The organism is Mesorhizobium sp. M1252, assembly GCF_040318265.1.
In the GTDB taxonomy this organism is placed as follows: Bacteria; Pseudomonadota; Alphaproteobacteria; order Rhizobiales; family Rhizobiaceae; genus Mesorhizobium.
Genome location: NZ_JAMYLX010000028.1, coordinates 1 through 26,196 on the forward strand (window position 1 = coordinate 1; position 26,196 = coordinate 26,196).

General features: G+C 59.1%; 20 protein-coding genes, 4 pseudogenes and 1 riboswitch. Of the genes and pseudogenes, 15 read left to right on the forward strand and 9 right to left on the reverse strand.

Going from position 1 to position 26,196, the window contains the following annotated elements:
- Nucleotides 1-248, forward strand: a 248-nt coding sequence (locus NKH22_RS30125) for a TCP-1/cpn60 chaperonin family protein (protein ID WP_352912210.1), incomplete at its 5' end; no start/stop codon positions are given.
- A gap of 567 nt (nt 249-815) precedes the next feature.
- Here the strand turns inward: NKH22_RS30125 and hemN are convergent.
- Complete coding sequence (gene hemN / locus NKH22_RS30130) at nt 816-2,138, reverse strand: oxygen-independent coproporphyrinogen III oxidase (protein ID WP_352519486.1); 1,323 nt, start codon at nt 2,136-2,138, stop codon at nt 816-818.
- A 1,012-nt stretch (nt 2,139-3,150) separates the two neighbouring features.
- Here hemN and NKH22_RS30135 point away from each other — a divergent pair.
- The 3 genes and pseudogenes from NKH22_RS30135 (at nt 3,151) to NKH22_RS31600 (ending at nt 4,896) form a co-directional block, all read left to right on the forward strand.
- Nucleotides 3,151-4,293 carry a porin gene (locus NKH22_RS30135; protein ID WP_352912212.1) on the forward strand — a complete coding sequence of 381 codons (1,143 nt, stop codon included), beginning with the start codon at nt 3,151-3,153 and terminating at the stop codon, nt 4,291-4,293.
- An 18-nt stretch (nt 4,294-4,311) separates the two neighbouring features.
- A pseudogene (locus NKH22_RS30140) lies at nt 4,312-4,575 on the forward strand (thiazole synthase); the annotation flags it as partial.
- Nucleotides 4,576-4,608: 33 nt separating this feature from the next.
- Complete coding sequence (locus NKH22_RS31600) at nt 4,609-4,896, forward strand: beta/alpha barrel domain-containing protein (RefSeq protein ID WP_023822887.1); 288 nt, start codon at nt 4,609-4,611, stop codon at nt 4,894-4,896.
- A gap of 31 nt (nt 4,897-4,927) precedes the next feature.
- On the opposite strand, the gene NKH22_RS31605 is transcribed toward NKH22_RS31600, so the two are convergent.
- A complete protein-coding gene (locus tag NKH22_RS31605) occupies nt 4,928-5,452 on the reverse strand; it encodes a hypothetical protein (protein ID WP_280791082.1) in 525 nt (174 codons plus the stop codon).
- Here NKH22_RS31605 and NKH22_RS30150 point away from each other — a divergent pair.
- Together NKH22_RS30150 and NKH22_RS30155 are read left to right on the forward strand one after the other, a co-directional pair.
- Nucleotides 5,339-5,614 carry a hypothetical protein gene (locus tag NKH22_RS30150; RefSeq protein WP_280803210.1) on the forward strand — a complete coding sequence of 92 codons (276 nt, stop codon included), beginning with the start codon at nt 5,339-5,341 and terminating at the stop codon, nt 5,612-5,614. The genes NKH22_RS31605 and NKH22_RS30150 overlap by 114 nt on opposite strands.
- 394 nt (nt 5,615-6,008) lie before the next feature.
- Nucleotides 6,009-6,503, forward strand: a complete 495-nt coding sequence (locus tag NKH22_RS30155; RefSeq protein ID WP_031198898.1) for a MaoC family dehydratase — start codon at nt 6,009-6,011, stop codon at nt 6,501-6,503.
- A gap of 804 nt (nt 6,504-7,307) precedes the next feature.
- Here the strand turns inward: NKH22_RS30155 and NKH22_RS30160 are convergent.
- The 3 genes and pseudogenes from NKH22_RS30160 to NKH22_RS30170 form a co-directional block, all read right to left on the reverse strand.
- A pseudogene (locus tag NKH22_RS30160) lies at nt 7,308-7,783 on the reverse strand (type II toxin-antitoxin system VapC family toxin).
- A complete protein-coding gene (locus NKH22_RS30165; protein ID WP_023778360.1) occupies nt 7,780-8,082 on the reverse strand; it encodes a hypothetical protein in 303 nt (100 codons plus the stop codon). The pseudogene NKH22_RS30160 and the gene NKH22_RS30165 overlap by 4 nt, the downstream one beginning before the upstream one ends.
- A 458-nt stretch (nt 8,083-8,540) precedes the next feature.
- Complete coding sequence (locus tag NKH22_RS30170) at nt 8,541-8,768, reverse strand: hypothetical protein (RefSeq protein WP_352912214.1); 228 nt, start codon at nt 8,766-8,768, stop codon at nt 8,541-8,543.
- Between the two features lie 665 nt (nt 8,769-9,433).
- Here NKH22_RS30170 and glyA point away from each other — a divergent pair.
- From glyA to metE, 4 genes and pseudogenes are all read left to right on the forward strand, one after another.
- A pseudogene (gene glyA, locus NKH22_RS30175) lies at nt 9,434-10,771 on the forward strand (serine hydroxymethyltransferase).
- A 53-nt stretch (nt 10,772-10,824) separates the two neighbouring features.
- On the forward strand, nt 10,825-12,000 hold the full coding sequence (gene metK / locus NKH22_RS30180; protein WP_023822894.1) for a methionine adenosyltransferase: 1,176 nt from the start codon (nt 10,825-10,827) through the stop codon (nt 11,998-12,000).
- A 108-nt stretch (nt 12,001-12,108) separates the two neighbouring features.
- Nucleotides 12,109-13,101, forward strand: coding sequence for an adenosine kinase (locus NKH22_RS30185; RefSeq protein WP_023697198.1), 993 nt, complete (start codon nt 12,109-12,111; stop codon nt 13,099-13,101).
- 408 nt (nt 13,102-13,509) lie between these two features.
- Nucleotides 13,510-13,657: riboswitch (cobalamin riboswitch) on the forward strand.
- 94 nt (nt 13,658-13,751) lie between these two features.
- Nucleotides 13,752-16,103, forward strand: a complete 2,352-nt coding sequence (gene metE / locus NKH22_RS30190) for a 5-methyltetrahydropteroyltriglutamate--homocysteine S-methyltransferase (RefSeq protein WP_352522152.1) — start codon at nt 13,752-13,754, stop codon at nt 16,101-16,103.
- A gap of 438 nt (nt 16,104-16,541) precedes the next feature.
- On the opposite strand, the gene NKH22_RS30195 is transcribed toward metE, so the two are convergent.
- Entirely contained in the window at nt 16,542-17,597 is a 1,056-nt protein-coding gene (locus NKH22_RS30195) for a cytochrome-c peroxidase (protein WP_023685632.1), read from the reverse strand.
- Nucleotides 17,598-18,509: 912 nt separating this feature from the next.
- On the opposite strand from NKH22_RS30195, the gene NKH22_RS30200 reads away from it, so the two are divergent.
- Nucleotides 18,510-18,863 carry a hypothetical protein gene (locus tag NKH22_RS30200; protein WP_352720646.1) on the forward strand — a complete coding sequence of 118 codons (354 nt, stop codon included), beginning with the start codon at nt 18,510-18,512 and terminating at the stop codon, nt 18,861-18,863.
- A gap of 137 nt (nt 18,864-19,000) precedes the next feature.
- On the opposite strand, the gene NKH22_RS30205 is transcribed toward NKH22_RS30200, so the two are convergent.
- Both NKH22_RS30205 and NKH22_RS30210 read right to left on the reverse strand, forming a co-directional pair.
- Nucleotides 19,001-20,005, reverse strand: a complete 1,005-nt coding sequence (locus NKH22_RS30205; RefSeq protein WP_352799131.1) for a glycosyltransferase family 10 domain-containing protein — start codon at nt 20,003-20,005, stop codon at nt 19,001-19,003.
- Nucleotides 20,006-20,087: 82 nt separating this feature from the next.
- Nucleotides 20,088-20,743: pseudogene (locus NKH22_RS30210) on the reverse strand (transposase); the annotation flags it as partial.
- Between the two features lie 413 nt (nt 20,744-21,156).
- Between NKH22_RS30210 and NKH22_RS30215 the strand changes: the two are divergent.
- Nucleotides 21,157-21,627 carry a Ros/MucR family transcriptional regulator gene (locus NKH22_RS30215; RefSeq protein WP_023783325.1) on the forward strand — a complete coding sequence of 157 codons (471 nt, stop codon included), beginning with the start codon at nt 21,157-21,159 and terminating at the stop codon, nt 21,625-21,627.
- 220 nt (nt 21,628-21,847) lie between these two features.
- Here the strand turns inward: NKH22_RS30215 and NKH22_RS30220 are convergent, their stop codons facing one another.
- Nucleotides 21,848-22,060 (reverse strand): cold-shock protein, encoded by a 213-nt coding sequence (locus tag NKH22_RS30220; protein ID WP_023679670.1) that lies wholly within the window; start codon nt 22,058-22,060, stop codon nt 21,848-21,850.
- A gap of 372 nt (nt 22,061-22,432) precedes the next feature.
- Between NKH22_RS30220 and NKH22_RS30225 the strand changes: the two genes are divergently transcribed.
- The 3 genes from NKH22_RS30225 (at nt 22,433) to NKH22_RS30235 (ending at nt 25,682) form a co-directional block, all read left to right on the forward strand.
- Entirely contained in the window at nt 22,433-22,660 is a 228-nt protein-coding gene (locus NKH22_RS30225; RefSeq protein WP_245260682.1) for a hypothetical protein, read from the forward strand.
- A gap of 709 nt (nt 22,661-23,369) precedes the next feature.
- Nucleotides 23,370-23,867, forward strand: coding sequence for an insulinase family protein (locus NKH22_RS30230; protein ID WP_502908617.1), 498 nt, complete (start codon nt 23,370-23,372; stop codon nt 23,865-23,867).
- Nucleotides 23,868-24,224: 357 nt separating this feature from the next.
- Complete coding sequence (locus NKH22_RS30235) at nt 24,225-25,682, forward strand: NAD-dependent succinate-semialdehyde dehydrogenase (protein WP_352912218.1); 1,458 nt, start codon at nt 24,225-24,227, stop codon at nt 25,680-25,682.
- The last annotated feature ends 514 nt before the right edge of the window (nt 25,683-26,196 follow it).

The window sequence follows — 26,196 nt, forward strand, 5'->3', positions numbered from 1 at the left end:
GCGCGACCTACGGCTACAACGCCCAGACCGGCGAGTATGGCGACATGATCGCCATGGGCATCGTCGACCCGGTCAAGGTCGTTCGCACCGCTCTCCAGGACGCGGCTTCGGTCGCCGGCCTGCTCGTCACCACCGAAGCCATGATCGCGGAGGCTCCCAAGAAGGAGTCGGCCGGCGGCGGCATGCCTGGTGGTATGCCCGGCGGTGGCATGGGCGGCATGGGCGGGATGGGCGGTATGGATTTTTAATCCAGGCCCTATCAACTTACAGCGGACAGGTCGGCAGCAATGCCGCCCTGTCCTTGTGTGCCGAACATGATCGACACCTGGGAGGTGCAGTCCCAGAGGATCTCGTTCGAACCTTACGCACCAACGCAATAGGAGGAAAAACGCTCGGCCGATTTGGAGTTGAAGGATTTCGCTCAGCAGCGGAACAGTTGGGTAGGAACCAGGACAAGAGGTGGCCTCGACCTACAAATTTGCTGGCCTTCAGCGGTATGGATGTCTCTGAGGCGTCATCTGAGGAGGACGAGAAACGAGGCGATCCCTGCCGATACCATGCTCGACCACGCGGCCCTTTCAGGCCAATAGCGGTCATGCAGCGTCAGCCATAGCAGCGCCAGGCCAGTCTCCGATCTTGCCCTCGCGATAGTCGAGTCAAGATTTTGGCGCCCACGCCGCCGCAAATCCTGCGGCCGAGTGCCGATTGTGACGCAACCCAGCACCACAGGATGGGCGGCTCGTTCTCTCGGGCAAAAGATACTCCCTGTGTTAGCTCCCGCGTTGTGTGCTTGCCCTCACTTGGGGGGGTATACATCAGGCCCTGTTTATCGAGAAAGCATCGAATGCGGCAGCGACAGCGCGAATCCCAAAGCGATGCTCCCGCCGTACGCGGACAGAACCGTTTTCGCAGTCCACAATTCCGTCCTCGGCCAGCATCGCCAAGCGCTCAGCTGAATCGAGAAGACGGATCGGATCAGATCCGTGGGCGGCACAGATTGCCGGCACGTCAGCCTCGAAATGGCACATTAATCGCTCGATGATTGCGGCTCGCACGCGGTCGTCGTCTGTGAGGCGATGGCCCTTCGATGTCGCCAGTCGGCCAGCTGCGATGTGCTGGATGTAGAAATCCCGTGTAACTTCGTTTTGGACGTACCCTTCGCCCATGCGGCCGATCGCGGACGCGCCGAACCCCATCAGAGTTCTGCAGGTGTCGGCCGAGTAGCCCAACGAGTTACGTCGCAGGCGACCTGTTTCCTGTGCCAGCGCGAGCTCGTCCTGCGGCAAGGCGAAATGGTCGAGCCCAATCTCTCGGTAGCCGGCGGCAATCAGCGTCACGGCGACAGCCGCATACTGTTCAGCGCGGGCAGCGCTGTCGGGAAGAAATTCCGCATCGATGAGGCGCTGATTCTTTATTTGTGATGGGATGTGCGAGTAGCCGAACAAGGCAAGCCGGTCGGGGCGCATGGCGACCGCCGCTCTCGCCGTCTCGACGCACGACTCCACCGTTTGACGCGGCAGGCCGTAGATGAGGTCAAAGTTGATCCGGTTTACTCCATGCCGGCGCAGCATTTCCACGGCAGCCGATGTCTGGGCCTCGCTCTGGATTCGGTTGACCGCTTTTTGAACAATGGGATCGAAGCTCTGTACGCCCAGGCTCGCGCGGTTCACGCCGGCCGCTCCCAAGGCTTCCGCCATCTCGGGCGTGAGCGTGCGTGGATCGATCTCGATGGCGACCGTAGCTGTTTTCGAGATGGCGAAGCGGCGTCGCAGGAACTCCATCAAAGCGAGGAACTCGGCGGGTCCGATGAGAGACGGCGTTCCGCCGCCGAAATGTATGTCGCTCACGGGCAGCCTCTGCGGCACTCGCTCCGAAACCAGACGGATCTCGTCACGCAGCGCCGCCAGATAGTTGAGGATGGGCGCATCATGGCGGGTGATGGTTGTGGGGAAGCCGCAATACCAGCACGCTGATCGGCAGAACGGAACGTGCAGATAGAGTGACACCGGATCATCAGCCGGCAAGTTCCCGAGCCATTCCTGATAAGCCTCGGCCCCGACCGCCGCAGAGAACTCCGACACAGTGGGATAGATAGTGTACCAAGGCAGCCGGGCCTCTCGATATTTCGTGGTCTGCAAAGGCACAATCCCATACTGATAACAACCAACCCTACCCACCGCGCCCGCCTGGGTCCTTGCGCTATGTCAGTCCGTTCCGTTTGGGCTCGAATCTAGATCTTTTTAGCAATGGGCGCCGTTCAGTCTTAGGCTGGACAGCGATGGTCTGAGCACCTGGTCACCAACTGATGATGGTGATCCGTCAGACCCTCACACGCCCCTTTTGTTCGACTATCCCATCCCTTCCCTTCACCTGCGCCTCGGAGATTCTGCTGAGCGCAGCTGCCGCAATGGGCGAGACATACGGGCTTGGGACCAGATTTTGCTCGCCAGATAGTGCCGGCCCCCTTAGTGAACTCTGCCATGTCGATGAGCTCGTCGTTTGAATTGCTGGCAAGATGCATTAGCTGTGGCGCGCCGCTTTCAGGACGAGAACCTGCTCGGCGCGACAGTCCTGTCCGCCGCAATGGCAAGGCAGCGCCCTACTGGCTTTGGTGCAAGGCTGCAGCGCGTAGTTGTTGACCATCAGCTCGCCAAAATGAGGGCGTGGTGCCGAGCGGTGCCGCCGCATGATGCCTCATCGTCGGGCTCACCACAAACAATGCTGTCCCATGAACGAAACTGTCGCGAAGCGAACAGTCGAACTGTAGCCGAAACGTTTGCCGTTCGTGCTTGGGTGGATCCGCAAGGCAAAAACAAGGAAGTGCGAACCAAGGTCCGCCCGCACAATTGAGCTTCAAGCCGCAGCTGGTCGTCAGGCTGGCACGTCATTTGCGGTCGGATGCAGGACCCTTTGTGACGCCTACCTCTACCAGCTGAGTTGACTGTGATGATTGTACAAAATTTGGCATACCTCCATTACGGCCGCAATTATGTTATCGGCAGCTAAAACAAATATTCGACAACAATGACCAGATTACATTCTTGGCCTTCCTTCAGGGCTTAGCTGACGGCGCAGCAAAACTGCGCGCGTTTCAAAGTTGTTCACAGAACCACTCTCGTCCATCACTTTATTATAAAGCGGAGATCGACAATGACCATTAGGAGCCTCCTCCTCGGCTCAACTGCGGCACTGATTGCCGTTTCCAACGCTCGCGCCGTCACCACCGCCGCCGAGCCTGACCCGACTGAGTACGTCAAGATCTGCAACGTCTACGGCTCGGGCTACGTCTACATTTCAGGCACCGAGACCTGCCTGCGAATCGGCGGCTCTGTCCGTTACAACGTCGGATTGTTTGACCACTCAAGAACCTCGGATGTGAGGACTGGTGAGCATCTGAGCGCGTGGCAAAACAACACACGCTTCACATTGAAAACCTGGACCGGCCAGGAGACCGAACGCGGGACGTTGAAGACCTACACCGAAACCCGCGTGAACTTCGGCAGCCACCAGACATCGGTTTCGGACAGTTCTCGGTCCTATGCCTTGAACGGAGGCAGCAGCCTGACTGTCGCCTGGATTCAGCTTGGTGGCCTGCGAGTTGGTAAGGACCGGTCGGCTTTCGACATGTTTATTGGCTGCGCGGGTGATGTACTGAACCAGACGCCGGCTCCGTACGGCGCTTTCGATGCCAATGTGGTTCAGTACTACTTGGACGCAGGGAACGGCTTTTCGGCCGTGGTTTCGCTGGAACAAGGCTCGGACGTGGTCGGCACAATCGACAGCTACGCTCCCCACATGGTAGGCGGCTTGAAATACGCACATGGCTGGGGAGCGATCACCGGCGTTGCAGCTTATGATAGCAACTACGAATCGGTGGCCGCCAAGGTCCGTGTCGACATCAATGTCACCAACGAACTGTTGCTATCTGGAATGTTCGGCTACGGTTCCCATGGCCAGCTCAACTACGGCTCGACGAATTCGGTAGACGCTCATGGTCGCGGTTTCTATAAACCTTGGGGCGGGAACTGGGCTTTCTGGGCTGGCGCCGCTTACGAGCTCACCGAGTCAGCTTCGTTCAACCTTCAGCTCTCGGGTGATCAGCTCAAGAACTATGGTGTCGCTGCGAACGTCGCCTATGCGTTCCTTCCAGATTTCACAGTTACGGCTGAACTCGACTATGACCGCTACGGAGGCTCCGCCGTCGGAAAGGTGAAAGCTTCCGAAGTGAACTGGCCCAATGCCAACAAGAAGAGCAGTGTCGGCGGTATCCTGCGTTTCGAACGCTCATTCTAATGCGATGAAGCGTTGAGCTCCGAGGTCCAGTTGATGCACGGACATTCCCCATACATTCCGTTGATTGTGGATGCACGGCTCGGACGGCCGTCGTACGCGGCGACCGTCATGGAGCTCGGGTTTGACGCCGTGCTCCTGAACACGGCGGTCCCGAGGGCGGCCGATCCGGTCGGCGTGGCGCGTGCGTTCGGCAAAGCGGTCGATGCCGGCCGTGAGGCTTTCAGCTCGGGAATGCTCGAACCGCGCTACCCACCGACGATCGGCAGGGCCGTCTTCTCATGAAGTCGTGGACGTGCGGGCTGGATTGACCGGCTGGTGCCGCTCGGCGTCAGTCTGGTGCAGCTCCGGATAAAGGATATGGACGAGAAAGGACTGCAGACGGAAATCCGCCGCGCGAACGACGCCTGCGCGGTCCATGGTTGCCAAGTGAGCGTTAACGACATTGGCGCACGGCAATCGAGGAAGGCAGCGACTTCGTCCATCTTGGTCAAAGGGATTTGGCTGCCGCCGATGCTGACGATGAAATACGTCGGATTGAAGCTCGGCCTGTCGATCCACGATCGCACCGAACTGGAAACGGCGCCAGTGGCCGAGCCGGAGTAAGTGGCGCTCGGCCCAGGCTATCCAACTAGCCTCAAGAAGATGAATGGGCGTCGCAAGGACTCGAGCGCATCAGCGAGTGGAAGCACCAGGTCGCGCCGATCCCATTGGTCTCCATCGGCGGCATCAACCTGACCGTCTCGAAGGCGTTTTCGAGGCTGGCGCGGAAAGCGCAGCCGTGGTCACCGACTTTGCGCTGAACGACGCCCCAGAAGCGCGCACGCGAGAATGGATCGAAAGACAGAGCAGTGGCGCTGAGGCGAGAACCGCATGTGCTCGTTGCTGTCGGGTCAGACTCCAGCGGTGGGGCTGGAATTGCCCGCGAGATCGAGACGATCGCTTCCAGTGGCGTGCGCACCTGCCTTGCTGTCAGCGCGCTGACGGTGCAAACCCATGAACACGCCTGGAAATCCAAGTTACGCAACCCCGTCCGGTGGCGGATCAGATGCGCGCTACGCTTCAGCCTAACAGAGTGGCCGCCACCAAGATCGGCATGCTCGCAACGGCTGAGATCCGATCGTCGCTGCGGTTGCCGCTGTGCTGCGCGATATCCGCGCATACCGACAATCCAGATCCGGTGCTGGCTTCCACGTCAGGCCGAGCGGTTCTTGAAGCAAGCGCCATCCCGCATCATGAAGTAGCATCTGATGCCGCTTTGCCGAGTCGACACCCAATGTCATTGACCTGGGCTTCTTGCCGGCTCAGTGCTACTGGTGAATGAGGCCGGCGCGGTTCAACAAGGACCACAAGCCATCCCGTCTGCTGGACTCCTCCAAATTCGAAACACGGATGGTTCCTATCCAGACAATTGATTTTATCAATCTGCGACAATACCGCATAGCGGCGCCGGCGGAATGTTCACCGGTAGCAAGACGAGCTGCTTTCGGTGGCCTGTAGGACGCGCACCGCGACCGAGGTACAAGCCAGCCCGTCTGCGGCCATGTTCGGATCGGCTGCATCGTGCGCCGAATGAGATTGCCGGCGGAACGTTCTATTTGTGCAGCCGTGACGGCAGTCATCTCACCGGCGCCATCCTGCCGATGGATGGCCGGCAGTCGGTGCAGCATGGGCTGACACTGTTCGGAATGAAGCCGCTCGCGCTTCGGACGGTTGAAATGGAGGACATTAGCTTGGAACCGATCAGTCTCGACGAGCTTCTGGCCAGCGTCGGCAAGGAAGTCGGCGTGTCGCCGTGGCGGGTGGTCTCGCAGCGGATGATCGACCAGTTCGCCGAGGCCACCGATGACCACCAGTTCATCCACTGCGATCCGGAGCGCGCCAAGCGCGAGACGCCGTTCGGCGGCACCATCGCACATGGCTTCCTGTCGCTTTCGCTTTTGTCGGCGATGACTTTCGAGACCATGCGGCCGCTCGAAAACTGCAAGATGGGTGTCAACTATGGCTTCGAATCGCTGCGCTTCCTGGCGCCGGTGAAAACCGGATCTCGCATCCGCACCCGTTTCGTACTGGCCGACGTCAAGGTCAGGCCGTCGGGCTGGGTGCAGACGGCGCTGGGCGTGACGATTGAGATCGAGGGCTCGAAAAAGCCGGCGCTGACCGCGCGCTGGTTGACGCTGACGCTGATCAAACGCCAGCCGGAGGCGGCCTGAATTGCTCAACGAGCGTCAGCAGAGACGATCTTCACGTGCCGGGGCGATGTAGGCGACCAGTGCGCCCCGATCGGCAACGCGGGGCCACGGGGGTCGGCTAAATAGAGTGGCAGGAATGCCTAATCAGGGCTCCGTCTCGGAAGAGGGGTCGATGTATCGGAAGCGCTGCGGCTTTCGACGCTGCATTCCTTCTTCACGAAGGTTCATGGAGAATTCCCAACCACGGGGTCGAAAGATCGGCTTGTGATTGGAGTGGGCAGATCCTCCCGGACTGAAACTGCCAATAGGGTGTTATCGAGTCAACCGGGTCGAACTTGAGGTCGCGGGTGTCGCTGATCGGCTGCTCGTCGAGCTCGAGAGCTGCCAGCTAACGGCAGAACACGGCTATGGCAAGAGCTCCGCAGTTGATGTGGACGCCCAGAGCTGGGAGTAGTACAGACCGACAAGTTCCCGGCGGGCGAACTTGCCATTGGTAGCGCGCCAGACCAGCCGCGAGAAAGCCTCGATGAGAAGGCCCCCCGAGCCGCACGCGGGATCGACTACAGCGGCGTTTGGCGAGAGGCCTTCGAAGGCGAGATCGAGTGTAAGATGGACGAGCTCGACACGCGAATCGCAGTCCCTGCGATCGCGCCTTGTCCGCGGCGCTCGTGCGTGCGAACTGTTAGTAGGTTGAGCTGACTAGATGAACCGGGATGCTATTCAGCGGAACTGTAAAAGACGTCCCTGGCCGAACTAAGCAAGATCAATCCAGCCATCGCTAAAGGTAGGCGAACGAGACGTTCGGACTCTGTGCCGCTGAAATCCTCAAATTGAATCGGCCGGACCGTTAGAGCTATCATCACCCGCTTGGCTTCCAGAGCTACGGAGCGGGTTGATTACCTGAACGTCCTCGAAGTCCTTTTCATTGTCGGTCACTACGACACACTCGTTGACTTCGGCTACAGCGCAATGATTGTGTCTAGGGCGCTCCGCGAACGGCCTCTGGCTTTGCCGTTGGCCATCAGCCGCGCCCACACGAGGCCAGCTTTCTCGTCGAACGACAGCACGCGGCCAGCGAACAGCGCTTGCGGGCCTTCGGAGCCCTCGAACCAAGTTTCAAGGCTGCTGCGCTTTTTCCCCTTCGGCTTCTCTAGGATGCCTCGGCGAATTTCGGCGACAGTAAGCGAAGCAATGAAGAGGTCTTCGTCCTTCTGCGCGCCCATCCAGGCCAGCAACGAGCCCGAAGGCTCCGGCTTTATGACATTGCTGATGATATTGGTATCAAGAAGGTAGCGCGTCACAGGTCGATCTTGCGCCCCTCTTCGCGCGGCCGGCTGAGGTCGAGATTGGAGCCAACCAGAGGCGAGCGACGCAACGCGGCGAGAATGCTGCCCGCTTTCGGTGGCTCACCCGCCACGGCTTGCTGTATGGTCCGACGAAGCTGTCGGGCATCCGGCCCGCTCTCCGTTAATTTTCGGGCAAGAGTTCGCAGTAGATCGCGGTCTGCGTCGAAGGCCAGGATCTCGAACCGCGCGATGCCGCGCTCAGCCAGGCGAGACCGATAATTCTCGATGGCTCTCTTCTGTGCAGTGTTGCCCATCGCGTGCCTCCGTTCTCTATCCGGATATATAGCCATGGCTTCTTCGGAGCACAAGGTGCCCCGTCATCGGTCGAGCACTGGCTCCTGCGCGACGCGCGTTATTGATCACAGAGAATTTCCATCTTGTCGAAGCACTGTTACAGGCATCATTGTCGCGAAACGGAGTATTTGACGTCAGGACAGGAACGCGGTCATAGCGCGATGGAAAGTGCAACGGCCAAAAAGCTTCGTGTGGTCGCCGTGCGCGGCCCGCGAATCGGCTGTGCCTGGTCGCCGAAGCCCGGCCGACGCTTCGTCAATCTGGTCCGGCTGCTGGCGCGACAGGCCGCACGGGATTTCGTTCAAGCCGAAACGGATAGCCAAACGCGAGATCGCGTCCCGGAGTAAGGGGCCGCCTCATGAAGGTCGCGCTTGGCGCTCGCTACTCAACTGATATCCCGAGACGCCTCGATCGAGGATCAGTTGCCGCTCTGCTGCTTGCGTGCTGAAAAGCAAGGCTGGACAGTCGTCGACCGCAATACCCACCGCGCGATCTGGGCGCGTCGCTGTTGCGTCCCGGCCTTCAGGAGCTGATCAGCGATGCGATGCAGGGCAAATTCCTGATCGTGCTCGCAGAGGCGATGGATCATGACCGCTGCAAACCGGGAGCAGGCCAGGCTGGGCAAACGTTGCAACAGATCCTTCAAGGAAATTCATAGACTCTTAGCAAATCCGGCTCGGTATGAATGGTAGGCTTATCGCAACGTCTGAGGTCAGTGGTTCCAAAAGGTGGCCCCGCTTATTTTCGACTCGCCGAACTACTTGCAATTTCGGCTAAAGGCAAAAGAGCGCGCTTTGTTGTGCGACAGGGCGATATCGGCAGTCGCCACAGCCACCGAGATTTGTCCGGTCGTTGGACAACCTTCAAAAGCTGCGACTTCTGTGGAGAACGCGAATGAGAAATTCGATAGGACTTGGTCCTGACCCATGATGACACTGGTCAGTCGCCTACGCATGGCAGCGCATTCTGAGCGCCTTCGAATCCTGGGCCTTTGTGCACATGCGGACCTAACTGTCTGCGAGCTAGCCGAGATTCTGGGTCTATGCCGAGAGCGGGTTGCGCGGCACGTCCGGCTGCTCGCCAGAGCCGACTTTCTTTGCTGTAACGAACAGCCTCCGTGGCGCTCGTACCATCTCAAAGCAGGATCCAGCGACGGCGGGCTGGTTCAATTATTGATCGATCTCCTGCCCCATCGCGACGGCTTTCATAAACAGGACCTGCAGCGGCTCGAAGCGGTACGAGACACGCGGCCGAAGGGGACCGCGTGCTTGATCGTGAAATAGGTCAATCCAATTGGAGCGCGAAGCTACCATGGACAACTCCGCCGACGGCGCGATCGCACAGCCCGACACTCACGGGCGGTCTTCCTTGGCCGCGGTTGATTGCCGCGTTCACGAACTGCTTCTGAGACAGGAGCGGCAGGAGCGGACGACCCTCAAGCTCATCGCCTCAGAGAACTTTGCGTCCTCGGCCGTGCTGGAAGCGAACGGCTCGATTTTCACGAACAAGTACGCCGAGGGGTACCCCGGTGCGCGCTACTACGCTGGAAACGAGATCGTTGATGAGCTTGAGAAGCTAGCCATTGAGCGCTTGAAAACACTATTTGGCAGCGAGCATGCCAACGTCCAGCCTTATTCCGGCTCGCCGGCCAACCAGGCTGTCTATCGTGCGCTTTCGAGTCCCGGTGACAAAGTCATGGGCTTGCCCCTTCCGGAAGGGGGCCATCTGACTCATGGTTGGGCCATCAACTTTTCCGGTACTGACTATCAACGCGTCCCCTATGGGTTGGATGAAACGACACAGCAGATTGACTATGACCGCTTGCGCGAGACAGCCAAGCGGGAACGGCCGCGGCTCATCTGGGTCGGCGGAACTGCTTACCCGCGTGTCTTTGACTACGCGGCAATGGCAGAAATTGCCCTGGAAGCGAACTCCTATCTCGTAGCCGACATTGCGCACATCAGCGGCCTGATTGCCGCGGGAGCGCACCCGAATCCCGTGGGCCATTGCGACGTGGTCAGCAGCACGTCCCATAAGTCGATCCGCGGTCCCCGCGGTGGCTTCATTTTGTCAAGGAACGAAGATCGCTATTAGGCCCTGTATCATACAAAGAGCAAATACAATCTCGCCAGACGAATAGACCGGGCGGTCTTCCCTCACCTGCAAGGCGGGCCTCACATGAATGCCATCGCTGCGCTAGCGGTTGCCTTGCACGAAGCCGCGAACCCGTCCTTCCGAAGCTACGGCCAACAGACGGTCAAGAATGCCAAGGCTCTGGCAGTTGCACTGCTTGAGCGAGGTTATGACCTGGTTACCGGGGGGACGGACAATCACATGCTGATCCTTGATCTTCGCAATCGGCCACTATCGGGCAAGGCCTATGCCGAGCGACTAGCAAAGGCAGGAATCATCACCAACTTTAATATGGTGCCGGGCGACCCGCGGGATCCGGCGGTCACAAGCGGAATTCGCCTGGGGGCGCCAGCAGTGACGTCAATGGGCATGCGCGATGTGGAAATGGAGCAAATTGCTGGCTTCATTGACTCCGTCCTCCAGCGGCCAGACGACGAAGATCTCCATGCCGGTGTGCGAAGAGACGTTGCCGACTTGTGCACTGCGTTCGAGGTCCCGGGCATCTCCGACAAGTAAGGTGGGCCAAGCAAAATGCCCATACCACATACAACATCCGAAGCGAGGTATTCATGGCTAGGCAGTTCGTGTTCTCTTCCGAATCGGTTGGCGCGGGGCACCCGGATAAGTTGGCTGACAACATCTCGGATGCCATCCTCGATGCCATCCTCCGCACAGATCCCAAGGCGCGCGTCGCCTGTGAAGCGTTGGTAAAATCAGGGATAGTCGTTCTGGCTGGCGAGATTACCAGCGATGCCCAGGTCGATTATAGCCAAGTTGCGCGTGATACGATTCTCGACATTGGGTACGACGACGAGGCCGTCGGCTTTGACGGCCGGCGTTGCTCCGTCGTTCATGCCCTCACCGAGCAGTCGCCCGACATCAGCCAAGGCGTTGACGAGGGAAGAGGGCAAGACCTCCAGCAGGGAGCGGGAGATCAGGGCCTCATGTTCGGCTACGCATGCCGCGAAACCGATACCCTGATGCCTTTGCCGATCCAGCTCGCTCATCGCTTGACGAAACGGCAGGCGTATGTCCGGAAGGCACAACAGCTTGGCTGGTTGCGTCCTGACATGAAATCCCAAGTCTCAGTGCGCTATGAGGGGTTGCGCCCTGTCGCTCTGGATACCATCGTCGTGTCTACGCAACATGACGAGCAGGTCTCGCAAGAGACTGTCCGCGAGGGCGTCATTGAGGAAATCATAAAGCCTGTCCTGCCGACCCACCTGGACACCAAGGATATCAGAATTCTGGTCAATCCGACGGGGCGATTCGTAGTGGGCGGGCCGCGCGGCGACTGCGGTCTCACTGGACGCAAGATCATCGTCGATTCCTATGGCGGGATGGGTCGTCATGGCGGCGGCGCCTTCTCGGGCAAGGACCCGTCCAAGGTTGACCGCTCAGCTGCCTATGCTGCCCGCTATGTCGCAAAGAACATCGTCGCTAGCGGACTTGCAGACGTGTGCGAGGTGCAGCTTGCTTACGCAATCGGCGTGGCCAGTCCGGTTTCCGTCATGGTCAACACGTTCGGGACAGCCAGGGTTGAGGAAAGCAGGATCGAGCGCCTCATTCTTGAGTTGTTCGATCTCAGACCGAAAGGCATTATCAAGATGCTTGATCTCTTACGCCCTATATACCGCAATACAGCGACCTATGGCCATTTCGGCCGTGAAGAGCCTGATTTCACCTGGGAGAAGACAGACAGGGCGGACGAATTGCGTCGCGAGGCAGGACTCGCCGCCCCGTGAGAGCCGCCGGCGAACGGATTGGCAAGCGGAAAGCCCATTTCCACCGGGCAGACCCGCGCCTGGCAGGCGTGGCGAGAAGCCGGCTCGGATTTTTTGGCGGAGACATTGATGCCGGATTATGACGTGCTTTGCATCGGCAATGCCATTGTCGACATCATCGCCCAGTGCGACGAGGCATTCCTCGAGATCAACGGCATCATCAAGGGCGCGATGAACCTGATCGACACGCGCCGCGCCGAACTGCTCTACAGCCGCATGGGCCCGGCGATCGAGGCCTCCGGCGGCAGTGCCGGCAACACGGCGGCCGGCGTAGCCAGCTTCGGCGGCCGCGCCGCCTTCTTCGGCAAGGTCTCCAACGATGCGCTGGGCGAAATCTATGCGCACGATATCCATGCACAGGGTGTCGCCTTCGACACCAGGCCGCTCAAGGGCGAGCCGCCGACGGCGCGCTCTATGATCTTCGTCACGCCCGACGGCGAGCGCTCGATGAACACCTATCTCGGCGCCTGCGTCGAGCTTGGCCCTGAGGATGTCGAGGCCGACAAGGCATCCGGCGCCAAGGTTACCTATTTCGAGGGCTATTTGTGGGATCCGCCGCGCGCCAAGGAGGCGATCCGGCAGACGGCGAAGCTCGCACACGAGGCCGGACGCGAAGTGTCGATGACGTTGTCGGATTCGTTCTGCGTCGACCGCTACCGGGACGAGTTCCTCGAGCTGATGCGCTCGGGCACTGTCGACATCGTCTTTGCCAACAGCCACGAGATCAAGTCGCTCTACCAGACAAAATCCTTCGACGAGGCGCTGGCTCAGATCCGCAAGGACTGCAAGATTGCCGCCGTCACCCGTTCCGAAAAAGGCTCGGTGATCGTGCGCGGCGACGAGACCGTGGTCATCGAGGCGACCGCCATCAAGGAGTTGGTCGACACCACCGGCGCCGGCGACCTCTACGCCGCCGGTTTCCTGCATGGCTACACGCAGGGCCGCAACCTCAAGACCTGCGGCGACCTTGGCTCGCTGGCGGCCGGCCTGGTGATCCAGCAGATCGGCCCAAGGCCAAGGCAGAATTTGCGCCGCGAGGCGGAAGGGGCTGGGTTGCTGTAGATGCGCCGGCAACTAACCAGCCGCCCTACTGACGCGATGACCGCAGTGGCGGAACTGTGTCAAAGCTCGCTGATAGCGACAGCCATTCGCTTCGGAGAACTGACCCATGCTGCTGCCGTGAAGCTCGCTGGAGGAGCGGTGCAAGGCGTGCTTGCCATGACGGCATTCACCGTCATCCAGATCGTCACCAGCATTTTCCAGAAGCTCAGCTTGGGGAAGGCCAGTAAGGTTCCTGAGGTAACGGAGAACTCGCGGCGTCCGTCGGACTTGACTTGCGATCACGTCCCACGATGCCGAATGCGGGCAGCAGACTGAATATTTCACAATGCTAGACAAAGGCGTAAAAGCGCGATCACATAACTACATAAACATTTCGTTATGCGTCATTGACAAAAGAGCGAACTGCTGTGATTGTCTGCGTGTCGTGGTTCTCGCGTGCGGCGCTGCCGCAGCGGAGCTAAGAGGGAAGCCGGTGCGATGCCGGCGCTGCCCCCGCAACTGTTAGCGGCGAGCCAACCCCGCGAGCCAGGAGGCCTGCCACGCGAATTACGTCCACGGGCGGGGTGTCTCGGTGGCCGCTGCAACCCGGCGTTGATGCCGGCCTGCTAGCGCCTTCCTTGTCACCGACGCCCCAATCATCGGGGTATGACATGACTGTCTCTCAGCAAATTCCTGTAGCAACGCTCGGCGTGCCGCGCTTCGGTCGTCGGCGAGAACTGAAATTCGCGCTTGAAAGCTACTGGTCCGGAACATCGTCCGCTGGCGACCTTCTCACGACGTCGAAGGCGCTCCGTGCCGCTAGCTGGGAAGAGCAGCGCGATCGCGGCGTGTCGAAAATCCCGTCGAACGACTTCTCGCTTTACGACCATGTGCTCGACACCGCAGCCATGGTCGGGGCCGTTCCATCCCGTTACGGCTGGAATAGCGGCGAGGTCCCACTTGACATCTACTTCGCAATGGCGCGCGGCAACCAGGGTCAGACGGAGGATTGTGGACACGCTGGTTACCAGGAGGAGGCTCATGGACCTGGTGTAACCGCGATGGAAATGACCAAGTGGTTTGACACCAACTACCACTACATTGTGCCGGAACTCGATGATGATCAGACGTTCGCCCTCTCGTCATCGAAGCCGGTCGATTACTTCCTCGAGGCTAAAGCTCTCGGCATTCACACACGCCCAGTCATCCTTGGACCCATCACCTTCCTCAAGCTGGCGAAATCGCCTGCCGAGGGGTTCGGTCCCATCGCTCTCCTACCGCGGCTGCTGCCGGTTTACGAGCAGCTTCTGGAGAGGCTGAAGCTGTCGGGAGCCGACTGGGTGCAGATCGATGAGCCAGCGCTTGTCCTCGATCTGAACCCGAACGAACGAGCTGCGTTCGAATTCGCCTATGGCCAGCTGTCGAAAGCCGCGCCCGAGCTGAAGATCATGCTGGCTACGTATTTCGGGTCGCTGGGAGACAATCTCGAAACCGCGATTTCTCTGCCCCTGGCCGGCCTGCATATTGATCTCGTGCGCGCTCCCGAGCAGCTGGAAACGGTGGCTCGGCTCGCTCCGAAGGATCTGGTGCTCTCGCTTGGCTTGATCGATGGCCGCAACGTCTGGCGTGCGAACCTGCCCGCCATTCTCGACCGCATCAAACCGATCGTCGCCGGCTGGCCCTTGGACCGCGTCGAGATCGCGCCTTCTTGCTCGATGCTGCATGTGCCGATTGATCTGCGCATGGAGACGGAACTCGACGCGGACATCAGGTCGTGGCTCGCCTTCGCGGCCCAGAAGACCGACGAGCTGGTCTTGCTGGCCCGGGCCCTGTCCCAAGGCAGGGATGCGGTGGCAGGCGCGTTGAAAGCGTCTGCCGAGGCTGCCGCCACGCGCGTGACATCCACGAGGATCCATGACCCGCTTGTTCAGGGGCGGATCGCTAGCATTCAGGACAGCGCGAAGCGACGAGAGAGCGCTTTTGGCGAGCGCTCCAGAGTCCAGGCCGGCTCACTCGGGCTGCCGCCGTTCCCGACGACGACCATCGGGTCCTTCCCGCAGACGCCGCAGGTACGCAAGGCGCGGGCCGCTCATGCGAAGGGCCAGCTGAGCTATGTCGACTATGAGACGTTCCTGAAGAAGGAGATCGAGGCTGCAATTCGCTGGCAGGAAGAGATCGGGCTGGACGTGCTGGTGCATGGTGAGTTCGAGCGAAACGACATGGTACAGCATTTCGGCGAGCAGTTGTCCGGCTTCGCGCTCACCCAGCATGCCTGGGTACAAAGCTATGGGTCGCGCTACGTGCGTCCCCCCATCATTTTCGGCGACGTATCGAGGCGCAATCCGATGACAGTGCGCTGGTGGCAATTCGCCCAGTCGCTTACGGAAAAGCCCGTGAAGGGAATGCTCACAGGCCCAGTCACCATTCTCAACTGGTCTTTTGTTCGCGACGACGTACCCCGCTCCGAAGCCTGCCGCCAGATCGCGCTCGCCATCCGCGACGAAGTGACGGATCTCGAAAGATCCGGCGCAAGGATGGTCCAGATCGATGAGGCCGCGTTTCGCGAAGGATTGCCACTGCGCCAATCTGACTGGAAAGTCTATCTCGACTGGGCTGTCGAATGTTTCCGGATCGCTTCAACGGGTGTAAAGGACGCGACTCAAATTCATACCCACATGTGCTATTCGGAGTTCAACGAGATCATTCACGCGATCGCTGGAATGGATGCGGATGTCATTTCGATTGAGACGTCGCGCTCGAAGATGGAACTGTTGGACGCCTTCACGAGCTCCAAATATCCGAACGAAATCGGTCCTGGCGTCTATGATATTCACTCACCACGCGTCCCGGAAGTCGGCGAGATTTCGGACTTAGTCATGCTTGCCCGCGAGCGACTGTCCGACGGCCAACTGTGGATAAACCCGGACTGTGGCCTCAAAACACGCAAATGGGAGGAGGTCCGCCCTGCCCTCATTAACATGGTCGCTGCAGCACGCGCGCTCCGGCAGAAAGTGCAGGCGTGAGGCCTCTCTTCCTCACCGTGTGGGGAGTTGCCGGCTGGCGGATGTCGGCCGGGAATATGCCAAACCGATCACACTCTTGGAAATGAGCCACTCGGCGCAAATGTGCAATTTCCCTACGGCACGTGTCTTAATCCCGCAGAAATATAAATGTGGCACTACGCTATAACATCGGTTCCTTGGGGACATACAGGCCCCGCGCCTCGAACAAATCGGACTGGCGTCGTTTCTCAAAGTAGACTGCTTGGCGCGTTCGCTCAGGCAGCGACAATATATGGTGCTGCGTCTGTCCGCCCCCAGTTGATCGCGCAGACTACGGGCGAGGTGGCAGGGTTCGGGTATCGCTAGCGTCCCGCCAATTCGGAGATGGACGTCGCAATTCGTGTCGCCAAGTAAAAATCGCCAATCATTTTCGATTGCAAGTCCGCAGCCAGTTGGCCCTTATTTTCCTGAGATCTGCGTTACAGGCCGGGGCGTTGTCGCCGTTTCTGAGGGTAAGATGGGATAGGCGACGTCAGGTGCCTCTCCGGTCAGCGAGTTGAGGAAGGCAACAAGCAGGTCAACTTCTTCGTCCGCCAGTACTACGCCGAGCTGGGTGGTCCCCATAATGGCGACGGCCTGTTTCAGATCCCAAACCTTGCCCGAATGAAAGTATGGCGCGGTGAGTGCAACGTTGCGCAGCGGCGCCACGCGGAAGACATAGGAATCGTCGGCTGCATTGGTGACCTCAAATCGGCCCTTGTCTTTGTCCGGCAGGACTTCGGCGCTGGGCCGTTCCACGAGGCCGAATGGGTAATAGGCTTGCCCACCAACGTTGATGCCGGCATGGCAGGACGAGCAGCCTTTGTCCATGAAAAGCACCAGGCCCTGTTTCTGTTCGGAAGTCATGGCAACCTCATCACCATTCAGGAAGCTGTCGAACGGGGCAGGTGTGACCAGTGTCGCCTCGAAGGCTTCGATCGCCTTGGCGAAGTTGTCGAAGGTGACCCGATCGGCTTCAGCCGGAAAAGCTGCATCGAACCACTCGACATATTGCGGCATGGACTTGAGAGTGGCGATGAGTTGGCCCGGTGTATTGGCCATTTCGATCCCGGCTTGGACCGGTCCCTTCGCCTGAGCCTTCAGGTCTTCGGCACGACCATCCCAGAACTGGGCGATGTTGAAGACAGCGTTCAGTACAGTCGGCGCGTTGCGCTGTCCCTTCTGCCAACCATGGCCAATCGAGGTTTCGTGATTGTCGTCGCCGCCGGTGGCCAGGTTGTGGCATGAATTGCACGACAAGACGCCTGACGCCGAGACGCGTGGATCGAAGAACAGTGCCTTGCCGAGAGCGATCTTTTCCGGGGTGATCGGGTTGTTGGCGACTGTCGGCGTGGTGGATGGCAAAGCCGTGAAGGTGGCCAATGCCGTATCTCTGAGGTCGGTGGGGATCGAATCCGCAGCAAAGGCGGTGGGTGCCAGCAAGGTGACAGCCATCGTACTGAATAGGATTTTCATAATTGGTCTTCCTGCGTCGTCCACGCAGCCATTATGCGATCTGCGGCTCATGAACGCCCTGAGCTAGATCAGCTTGAGGGAGAGGACGGGGTCTCACACCTGTTTTCGCAGCTGAGCTGGGACCCTCTTGGAAGCGATCGCTCTTCTCGATTGGACTTCAGGGAGGAGGAGTATCCCTGGTTGGCAACCGGTTTTATGCATCAAAGCACGCCCTGAGGGCGGCTTCGTAGATTCGGTCACTGCGATCTTCCAGCCAAGGTTGAGAAAGTCACAGCATGCGCAAGACTGGTAGCGAAAAGTGAGCTTCTGAAACGTCAGGGTTCATTCGTTCCTCCTGACCTGCTGATTGCGTGGACACCCGCCGACTCCACATTGTGATGTCACCAGCGATGGCGGTTTCAATACCTAAGCAGCGACGGTCTATGCGACAGTATGGATGTCCTATCGGAATAGCCGGTCCGCCTTGTCGATCGTCACACCGACATATAGCTCCGCTTCTACGAACATCCCATCACGCGAGGAAAGACATGGCCAATACGCGCAGTATCGCCAATCTAGCCCTGGTGCCGGCGCGGCGCTTGAGCAGGTCCACCGGCTGTAACTGCCTCACACCTTGATCCACAGATCCTAGGCGATGACCACGTTGTCGTCATCATTTGACGGACGCGGGGCATTAGCCCATAAGCGAGCCACCGCAAACTGTGCGGTTGCCATTAATGATGTGAATTGGAATGATCTTCGGTTTGCGAAACACGCACGTCCGACGGAGCTTGCGTTGACAGAGGCGGCTTTACGCGCAATAGCACTTCCGCCGGCCTGTTTTTGTGGAGTTCAATTGTGGTTCGGCCAAGGGCGCTGGGCGCCGGACCGACCCCGTGTAAACCTCATCAAAGAGAGAGAGAGAGACCCTGCATGGAAGAATTCTTACCGCGCATCGCCACTGGTGTCGGCATCGGCCCGGCTCTCGCAGAGAAGGGCGTTGGGTTAATGCTGGGTTTCCTGCAAAGCCACGCGGCCGACGGTCCCGTTGCGCGCATGATCGAGGCCATTCCGGGAGCTTCGGAATTAGTAGCGAAGTATCATGGCGACGACCCAGAGGGTGGCGGCCTTATGGGGCTCGGCCAGCAATTAATGAGTGAGGGTCTCAGCATGGCAAAGATCGCCGGCCTCGCCAACGAGACGATCGCCTGCGCCAAGGAACATGCCGGCGACGAACTCGTGGACGAGGTCCTCAATTCCGTTCCTGGCCTTCCCCAGTTCGTCTGATCAGCGGCAGCCGGGGGCGCATGACCTCGTGCGCCCGTGCCGGCCCGTCTGCGCAGCAGGCATTCTCCGCCGAGCGTTCCGGACCGATCTCGCCAGACCACCGACCGCCGGGCACGCGAAGCGAGCGTTGGAGTACTTCATTCGTCTGTTCCAAAATCGACCTCAGGCGAATCGATGTGTATAATTTCCGGCGGTAAGGGTTTATCCTGAACGCTTTCGATGAAGCGCGCGAGATAAGCAAACGTATTGTATTTCTCGAGGACCAACCGCTTCGCCTCTCTTATTGCGCCGCGACGTTCCTTCCAGAGGTCCGAGTCGATGATTTCTTGAATTTTTGGGATTACGTTCTTGTCCTCTGGGTCAATCAGAACCATAGAGTCCGAAGGGAAGAACCTCGTGATTGCCGGGCTGCCGTAATAGATCGGCATTGTTTCAGCAACGAAGCAGTCCATAAGCTTCTCTGTAAAATAGTAATCGGCACGAGTATTCTCGAACGCTATACTGTAACGGTAAGGTGCGAGTGCGTTCCATTTATCTCCAATCAGCCGAAAACCTCGGCCGAACAGGTCAAAATCGAGCTCCTTTCTCAGCCGTTCCAGAAACGCCAGCCGATATCGATGTCCTTTAAGCAGGGCGATGTCACTGGTGATCCATGAGAGCCGAAGCGGCTTATCCACGACTTCGCTGACCAGAAGTTGGTCATATGTCTTGTTTACAGACCAAGACCGAGTGATAGGTGGAGACAAAACGAATCGGCGCGCTGCATTCTGCCGAGCAGCCAGCTCTGCGTCACACGTCAGGACGATAGTATTTTTCCCCTGCCCTTCATGAAACGCGCGATGAGCTTTCGTCGGCGGTTCGCCGATTGCAAAAATTGTCCTGTTTGGGCTCGCCTCGATATCAACAGGGAGCCCGAAAAGAGAAGCAGAGTTAAAGACGATATGCCAATCGGGCACGAAGGATGTCGTGCGAACAAAAGCGACATTGTTCCAGATTCCACTGCCCTTTGGAGTGAGATGGTGGATTGCATCATCCAAAACGCCCCAAGAATCTAGACATGTAGCAACAATGGGCGCCGGGCGTTCCGTCAACAATTTGGCCGACAAAGAAGTTTCACTCCCTTCACTCGTGAAGGTACTCAATCGCCATTCCGGATTGCGGTAACATTGGGCAGCATAAACCTTCCGGGACCCGCTGTCGAGGCAATTGTCGCTTTGCACTTGACTAGGTTCTTCCTCGCTTTGTGTGGTGATCAGGCCGGCTGAGTGGCAGCATGCGTGCCCTAATGAGTTCGCAGCCCGCTCTGCCCAATGGTACGTTTAATCGTCTTCAGGCGGTTGATCAGCCCTTCCGCCTGGCCGTTGCTCCACGGTAGTTCAATGGCATCGCGAACGGCGTCAGCTGGCGTAGGACCCGACCGAAACGCGTGATGGCGACGGACCCGGAGTTGACGCCACGTCGATCGAAGTGTCGAGCTTGCCCAATTCACAGGCCCCGCAAAATGCCGCGGAAGCGCATGGCAAGCCTGCGCATAGTGGCAAACTCATGTGATCCCTGCTTCAGGACGTCGACCTTTGTGGCCTGGTTGATCATCAGCACATCCCGAGCCTTCGTGCAGAGGGCCGGGGCGACTACCGGCGCGATCACACGGCCAGTCGCGGGATTCCGTATCGGGACAGCGTCGCTGGCTGGTTGATGCGCATGATTGAAGCAGGCGACGCACTGTCCTTGCCCGGCCTCTCGGTGCGGCGCCAACTTGCGAGAAGCCGCTCCAGATTCGAGAAGCTGCCTGTGTCGCCGCGCTGTTCGATATCGTGGAACAGGTGTCGTCCGCAGCGATTGCCGTCTCTCGAGGACCGGCTAAGAAACGCCCCGAAATACATTGATGTCCTTTGTTACCAGCGGCGGTTCCCAGCCCCTTGGAAGAGTGGCTCACCGGGCGATGAACTTACATTTGGCCATGGTCAATGAACGTCCATCGTCCCTGACGCCACCAGCAAGCGATCACGATCCCTGATTTCACAGTCAAAGAAGTAATACCGAGACAAAAAAACCGCGCTTAGGCTCAAGACTACTAGCAAGTTCGACGCAAAGTTACAGCCGGGACGCGCCACGCCACCTCGGCAGGGCCGCCAACAACGAGTGGCTCAGCGTCACGACGGGAAATATGGCGCATCGATGTCGCTTCTGGACGAGCATTGGCAATAACGCTGTCGAGCATTGTTGCTTTCAGCGGCAACCGGCCCTATGAAGCGACGCTTCGCTGACTATGTTTCACCGCCTGGAGAGTTTCATGACAGAAGAAGCCGGAAAAAACGTCGACACCCTCATTGAGCTTGCCGCCGATGTCGTGTCGGCCTATGTCTCCAACAATCCGATCCCGGTGGGGGATCTCCCTGCCCTCATCGGCCAAGTGCATGCGGCTCTGAGAGCGACGGCCGGAGGTGTCTCTGCGCAAGAGCCGGTTGCCCTTACGCCTGCAGTCCCGATCAGGAAATCGGTGACACCGGACTACATCATCTCCCTTGAGGACGGGAAGAAATTCAAATCGCTAAAGCGCCATCTGTCGACCCACTATGGGCTGACGCCGGATGGATATCGGGCCAAATGGGGCCTGCCAGCGGATTATCCCATGGTCGCGCCGAACTACGCCGCGGCGCGCTCGACATTGGCCAAGACGATGGGGCTCGGCCGCAAACCGAAGGCGCCGGAAGCGCCGGAGCCTGCGCCGACGAAGCGAACCCGCAAGAAGGTCGCGGCTTGATTTCGGCAATCGAGATTCGTTCTGGAGCGTTTCAGCCATCGGCTTAATCTGCGCGGTCATATAAAAAGGCGGGGCCAACCCCGCCTTCCTTTCAAACAACTTTGTTTCATGAGGAATTCGCGACGCCTGCAGCAATCTGCTGCCCTCAGTTTTTGCTCGGTCCCATCGAGCGGCCGTGAGGACCTACGTGCCTACTCTTGCCGGGACGCAGGAGAAAATTTCAACCAGCTTTGCTGAGGCTGCCAGCGGAGGACTTGCCAGTGCGGCGATCCTGCTCGATCTCATAGTTGATCTTCTGGCCGTCAGCGAGGGTCGAGAGGCCCGCGCGTTCGACAGCGGAAATGTGGACGAAAACATCCGGACCGCCATTGTCGGGCTGGATAAATCCAAACCCCTTGGTGCTGTTGAACCACTTTACCGTTCCAGTCGGCATATACTTGTTCCTTCTTTTACAATGCAACGTGGGCAGGCCATTAGGCCTGTCCGAGTCATAGCCGAGAGTTGGGCGCAGCAAAAAGCGAAAAATTGTTAAGCCCCGATCAGCTGGCGCACTCCATTGTGGGCTTAGCCGCCAGCAAGCACTGTCCTACACTACCGCTCGAGCGTGGCCGGAAGCGCCCAATTTCTTCCAACGCTCCTCAGCGCCACGTCGATGGCTCGTGTTTGGAGGCACGGGACGTAAGGCCGACCGCTGCTCGTGCCGTAGGTCAAAGGCCGGGTAGTTCACGGAACTGCCTTCGAGCATAACGGCTTGGCAAGCGCATGAAGGAGTTTCGATTTGGATTGTTTCAAGAGGGTCGAGGGGTTGATCGATGCGACCAGCGTGGAAGCGATCGATAGCGCGCGCGTTTTGCTGGACCAGTTCAAGGGCAAGTCAGAAACAATCGCCCAAGCGATTGACGACTTCCTGCTTGATTTCATGACCTTGCTGTTTGTGGTAGAAGCCACCCGCGAGCAGTTCCACAATCCGGCGAGGCGGTTAGCGCGCATCAGATTGAGCAAGGTCAGGCTGTTACTCACGCGATGCTCTTGACCTAAGCGACCACTCCGCCAGGCATGCATTTGCAGCCGAGCGCACCAGGCGGTATTTTACGCACATGAAAACAATCGCGACTGCTAATTCTCCTGTTTGGTGCCCAGGGACAACGGCAAGCGCGCACAGCTTCGGTGCTGCTGTCCTGCAGCGACAAATGTTGCCTGCATGCCCCCACGGCGAGCGCTGGAGCGACAACATCTCAATTCTGTCCGTCAGTGCAGCGGCCTTCGAAGCGCATCGTGTACCCCTCCCCGGCAGCGCGCCTCATCGTCTTCCGAAGGAAGACGATACTCTCAGCCATGCTCGCGTCGCCTTCAGCCCTGTTCGATGGCCCATAATGTCGGATGCGCAACATGTCAGACCCGACTTGTCTTCATGCCTCGAATGGTTTTCTGATCTGGCACGGTGCATGCTTGGTCGTCCGCAGACGTCGCGGACCAAGGAAAATCCGTCCAATGACCACCTCGCCAAGAACACCGCCGCAGGTCTCCTGGGTCCATCCGAAGATGAGGCTCCAGTGAGGCCTGGCCGCATGTTGGTCTGGCTCGGCGCTGCCCGCCGATCCTCCCCACGGGGAGGCGAAGACGCAACGCGTTCATCAAAATGAGGAACAAATCACTTTGCCTCGAACCTTGCCTTTCCAACCGGAGCCATCGATCGCTCCCCCTGGCTGCGCACGGCGTTCACTGCCACCGCCCTGGCCCTGGTGACGACCGCTCCGGCTCTGGCCGCCACCGACGGCGGCAAGATCGCGGATTTCCTGCTCGACTATGGCATGGAAGGATCGACATCCGCGATCACCGCGCGCCAGTCGTCACTCACATGGTACAAGGTCAGCAGCGCCGACGAGCCACCCGGCAAATCCGGACTTGCCCATTTCCTTGAGCGTCTGATCTTCAAGGCGACCACCAACCGCGCCGGCAGCGAGTTCGACCGAGCCGTCTCAGTCAGCGGCGGCTACAATAACGCCCCCAACGCTATGACTAGCTTTGGGCGACATGATTGGCTTCGAGGCCGATCGCATGTTCAACCTCATCCTCAACGACGATATCAAGACCGAGCGAAACGTGATTCTGGAGGAGCGCCGTTGGCGCAGAGAGACGAACCCGCAGGTCTGCTGGACGAGGAGGTCAACGCGACGTTGCGGCCGATCAGCCCTACCGCATTCCGGTCAACGGCTGGATGCATGAGATGGACAAGCTGAACGGAACCGACGCATTCACGATCTACAACAAATGCTGCCGACCCGAACAACGCCGTGCTGGTGGTGGCCGGCGACGCAGAGCCTGAGACGGTGAAGGCGCTGGCCGCGAAGACCTATGGCAAGGTTGCGCGCGGGCCGGTCCTGCCCCCGCGCACCTGACCGGCCGAGCCCGACTAGTAGAACCGCGAGGCATCTTCTAGCGATTTCAGGGTATTCTCCTTTCCACTTGGGTACCGTGGTCTGCTAGCTGTCTGGCCGAGGCCCTATAAGGAACTTGGCACCCGGAATAGACACCGCACTTGCCATATACCCCTGCTGCGTTTGAGGAGGAATCCGGTATTGCCCCTGTGCCTGCCGATGACCCGTCACCTGAGATCCCCTGACCTGTTTCGATCCATTGATCGCCTGCCGACACTTGGCACGCGGATTAGCGAGCGGACATTCGAGGTTCTCAACCCGTCGACCGGCGAAGTGCTGGCAGAACTACCCGACATGGGTGTCGAAGAGACATGCGCTGCGATCGACAAGGCCTATGTCGCGCAGCCTGGATGGGCAGGGTTTACCGCCCGTGAGCGCAGCGACGTTCTATGGCGATGGTATCAGTTGATCATCGACCACGCCGACGATCTCGCTGCAATTCTCACCGCGGAGATGGGCAAGCCGCTTGCAGAGGCCAAATCGGAGCTATCGCATGCTGCGGCGTATCTGCAATGGTACGCCGAGGAGGCAAATCGCGTCTATGGCGAGACGATCTCCGCACCATTGACGGACCGCCGAATGTTGGTGATCAAGCAGCCCATCGGGGTCGTCGGCACGATAACGCCATGGAATTTCCCAGCCTCGATGGTGGCGCGCAAAATCTCGCCAGCCTTGGCAGCGGGCTGCACGATCGTCCTCAAGCCCGCTGAACAGACGCCGCTCGTGGCTGGAGCAATGTTCGCCCTCGCCCATCAGGCAGGCTTCCCCGAAGGCGTCGTCAACCTGATCTATGCGTCCGAAGGTGACGCGGTCGGCCGCGAACTTTGCACAAATCCCAAGGTCCGCAAGATCAGCTTCACCGGGTCTACGGAGATCGGGCGCCTACTCATGCGCCAGTGCTCGGACCAGATCAAAAAAGTCAGCCTAGAGCTCGGCGGCAATGCACCTTTCATCGTGTTCGATGATGCGGATGTCGATGCCGCAGTTGACGGTGCGATCCAAGCGAAGTACCGCAATGCCGGCCAGACCTGCGTTTCAGCGAACCGCCTTTACGTCCAGTCGGGCGTTCACGACGAGTTCGTCGAGAAATTCGTGGAACGGGCTCGCCAACTTCAAGTTGGTGACGGTTTCGCGCCCGGAGTGGACATCGGACCCCTCATCGACAAGCAGGCTTTGGCCAAGATTGAATCCCATATTGCCGATGCCGTAACTAAAGGCGGCGCAATTCGATGCGGGGGCAAACGCCTCGGCACGAATGGCACGTTTTTCCAACCAACGGTCCTGACCGGTGTCACCAGCGAGATGACCGTCGCGCGAGAAGAGACATTCGGGCCGCTCGCACCGATTATTCGCTTCAAAGATGCGGATCAGGTCGTGCGTGATGCCAATGAAACGATCTACGGCCTCGCGGCCTATTTTTATGCCTCGAACCTGAAGCGTGTCTGGCGTGTCGCCGAGGCCTTGGAATATGGAATGGTCGGGGTAAATACCGGCCGGATGTCTTCGGAAGCGGCGCCGTTCGGTGGGATAAAACAGTCCGGCATCGGTCGTGAGGGATCCCGCCATGGCCTCGAGGACTACCTCGAAATGAAATACCTCTGCATGGGCGGCATCTGAAGCATCGGCTTGCAGGGTTCACAGACGGGTTACCTAGCGAGCGATCTCCAAACATGTGAATTGTAGAATCGCTCCTCGATTGGAACTGAGGGGCGGTCCGCACCCGAGCAAACACGCAACCCTGATGAGCCCCCTAAAATAGCTGGATGTATCTCTCGACGAGACAAGCGTCTGCATTTTCGGCGAAGACGGCGCGCATGCGACGGAGGATACGCTTGCGATTTGGCGGCCCTCGCCGACTATCCTCAGGCGACGGGCTGTCGTTGCGCGGTCTGGTTGGAAGCTTGTGCGCCCAAGCCATCGTCAACGCTGATTGAGCAATATCCGGCTTCAGGGGCAGAATTTGGACCTGCTACATTCCGATATCAGTAGCTCAGCTGTTCTTCGGCTGACTGCCGCGCCGGTACACGCTCGGACAGAATCGAAGGAACCATCACATTCGCATCCACATTGGTGATCGGCGCACGGTCCAGGGCGCGCCAGGTTGACCAAGCAGGTCGAACCGAATGACAGC

What these genes read in the sequence shown, in the direction of transcription:
- NKH22_RS31605 (WP_280791082.1), bottom strand. Translation starts at nt 5,452, where the DNA reads ATGCGCGGATATCGCGCAGCACAGCGGCAACCGCAGCGACGATCGGAT.
- NKH22_RS30215 (WP_023783325.1), top strand. Translation starts at nt 21,157, where the DNA reads ATGACAGAAGAAGCCGGAAAAAACGTCGACACCCTCATTGAGCTTGCC.
- NKH22_RS30135 (WP_352912212.1), top strand. Translation starts at nt 3,151, where the DNA reads ATGACCATTAGGAGCCTCCTCCTCGGCTCAACTGCGGCACTGATTGCC.
- NKH22_RS30220 (WP_023679670.1), bottom strand. Translation starts at nt 22,060, where the DNA reads ATGCCGACTGGAACGGTAAAGTGGTTCAACAGCACCAAGGGGTTTGGA.
- NKH22_RS30235 (WP_352912218.1), top strand. Translation starts at nt 24,225, where the DNA reads ATGACCCGTCACCTGAGATCCCCTGACCTGTTTCGATCCATTGATCGC.
- NKH22_RS30150 (WP_280803210.1), top strand. Translation starts at nt 5,339, where the DNA reads ATGCGCGCTACGCTTCAGCCTAACAGAGTGGCCGCCACCAAGATCGGC.
- NKH22_RS30165 (WP_023778360.1), bottom strand. Translation starts at nt 8,082, where the DNA reads ATGGGCAACACTGCACAGAAGAGAGCCATCGAGAATTATCGGTCTCGC.
- NKH22_RS30195 (WP_023685632.1), bottom strand. Translation starts at nt 17,597, where the DNA reads ATGAAAATCCTATTCAGTACGATGGCTGTCACCTTGCTGGCACCCACC.
- NKH22_RS30155 (WP_031198898.1), top strand. Translation starts at nt 6,009, where the DNA reads ATGGAGGACATTAGCTTGGAACCGATCAGTCTCGACGAGCTTCTGGCC.
- NKH22_RS30200 (WP_352720646.1), top strand. Translation starts at nt 18,510, where the DNA reads ATGGAAGAATTCTTACCGCGCATCGCCACTGGTGTCGGCATCGGCCCG.
- metE (WP_352522152.1), top strand. Translation starts at nt 13,752, where the DNA reads ATGACTGTCTCTCAGCAAATTCCTGTAGCAACGCTCGGCGTGCCGCGC.
- metK (WP_023822894.1), top strand. Translation starts at nt 10,825, where the DNA reads ATGGCTAGGCAGTTCGTGTTCTCTTCCGAATCGGTTGGCGCGGGGCAC.
- NKH22_RS30185 (WP_023697198.1), top strand. Translation starts at nt 12,109, where the DNA reads ATGCCGGATTATGACGTGCTTTGCATCGGCAATGCCATTGTCGACATC.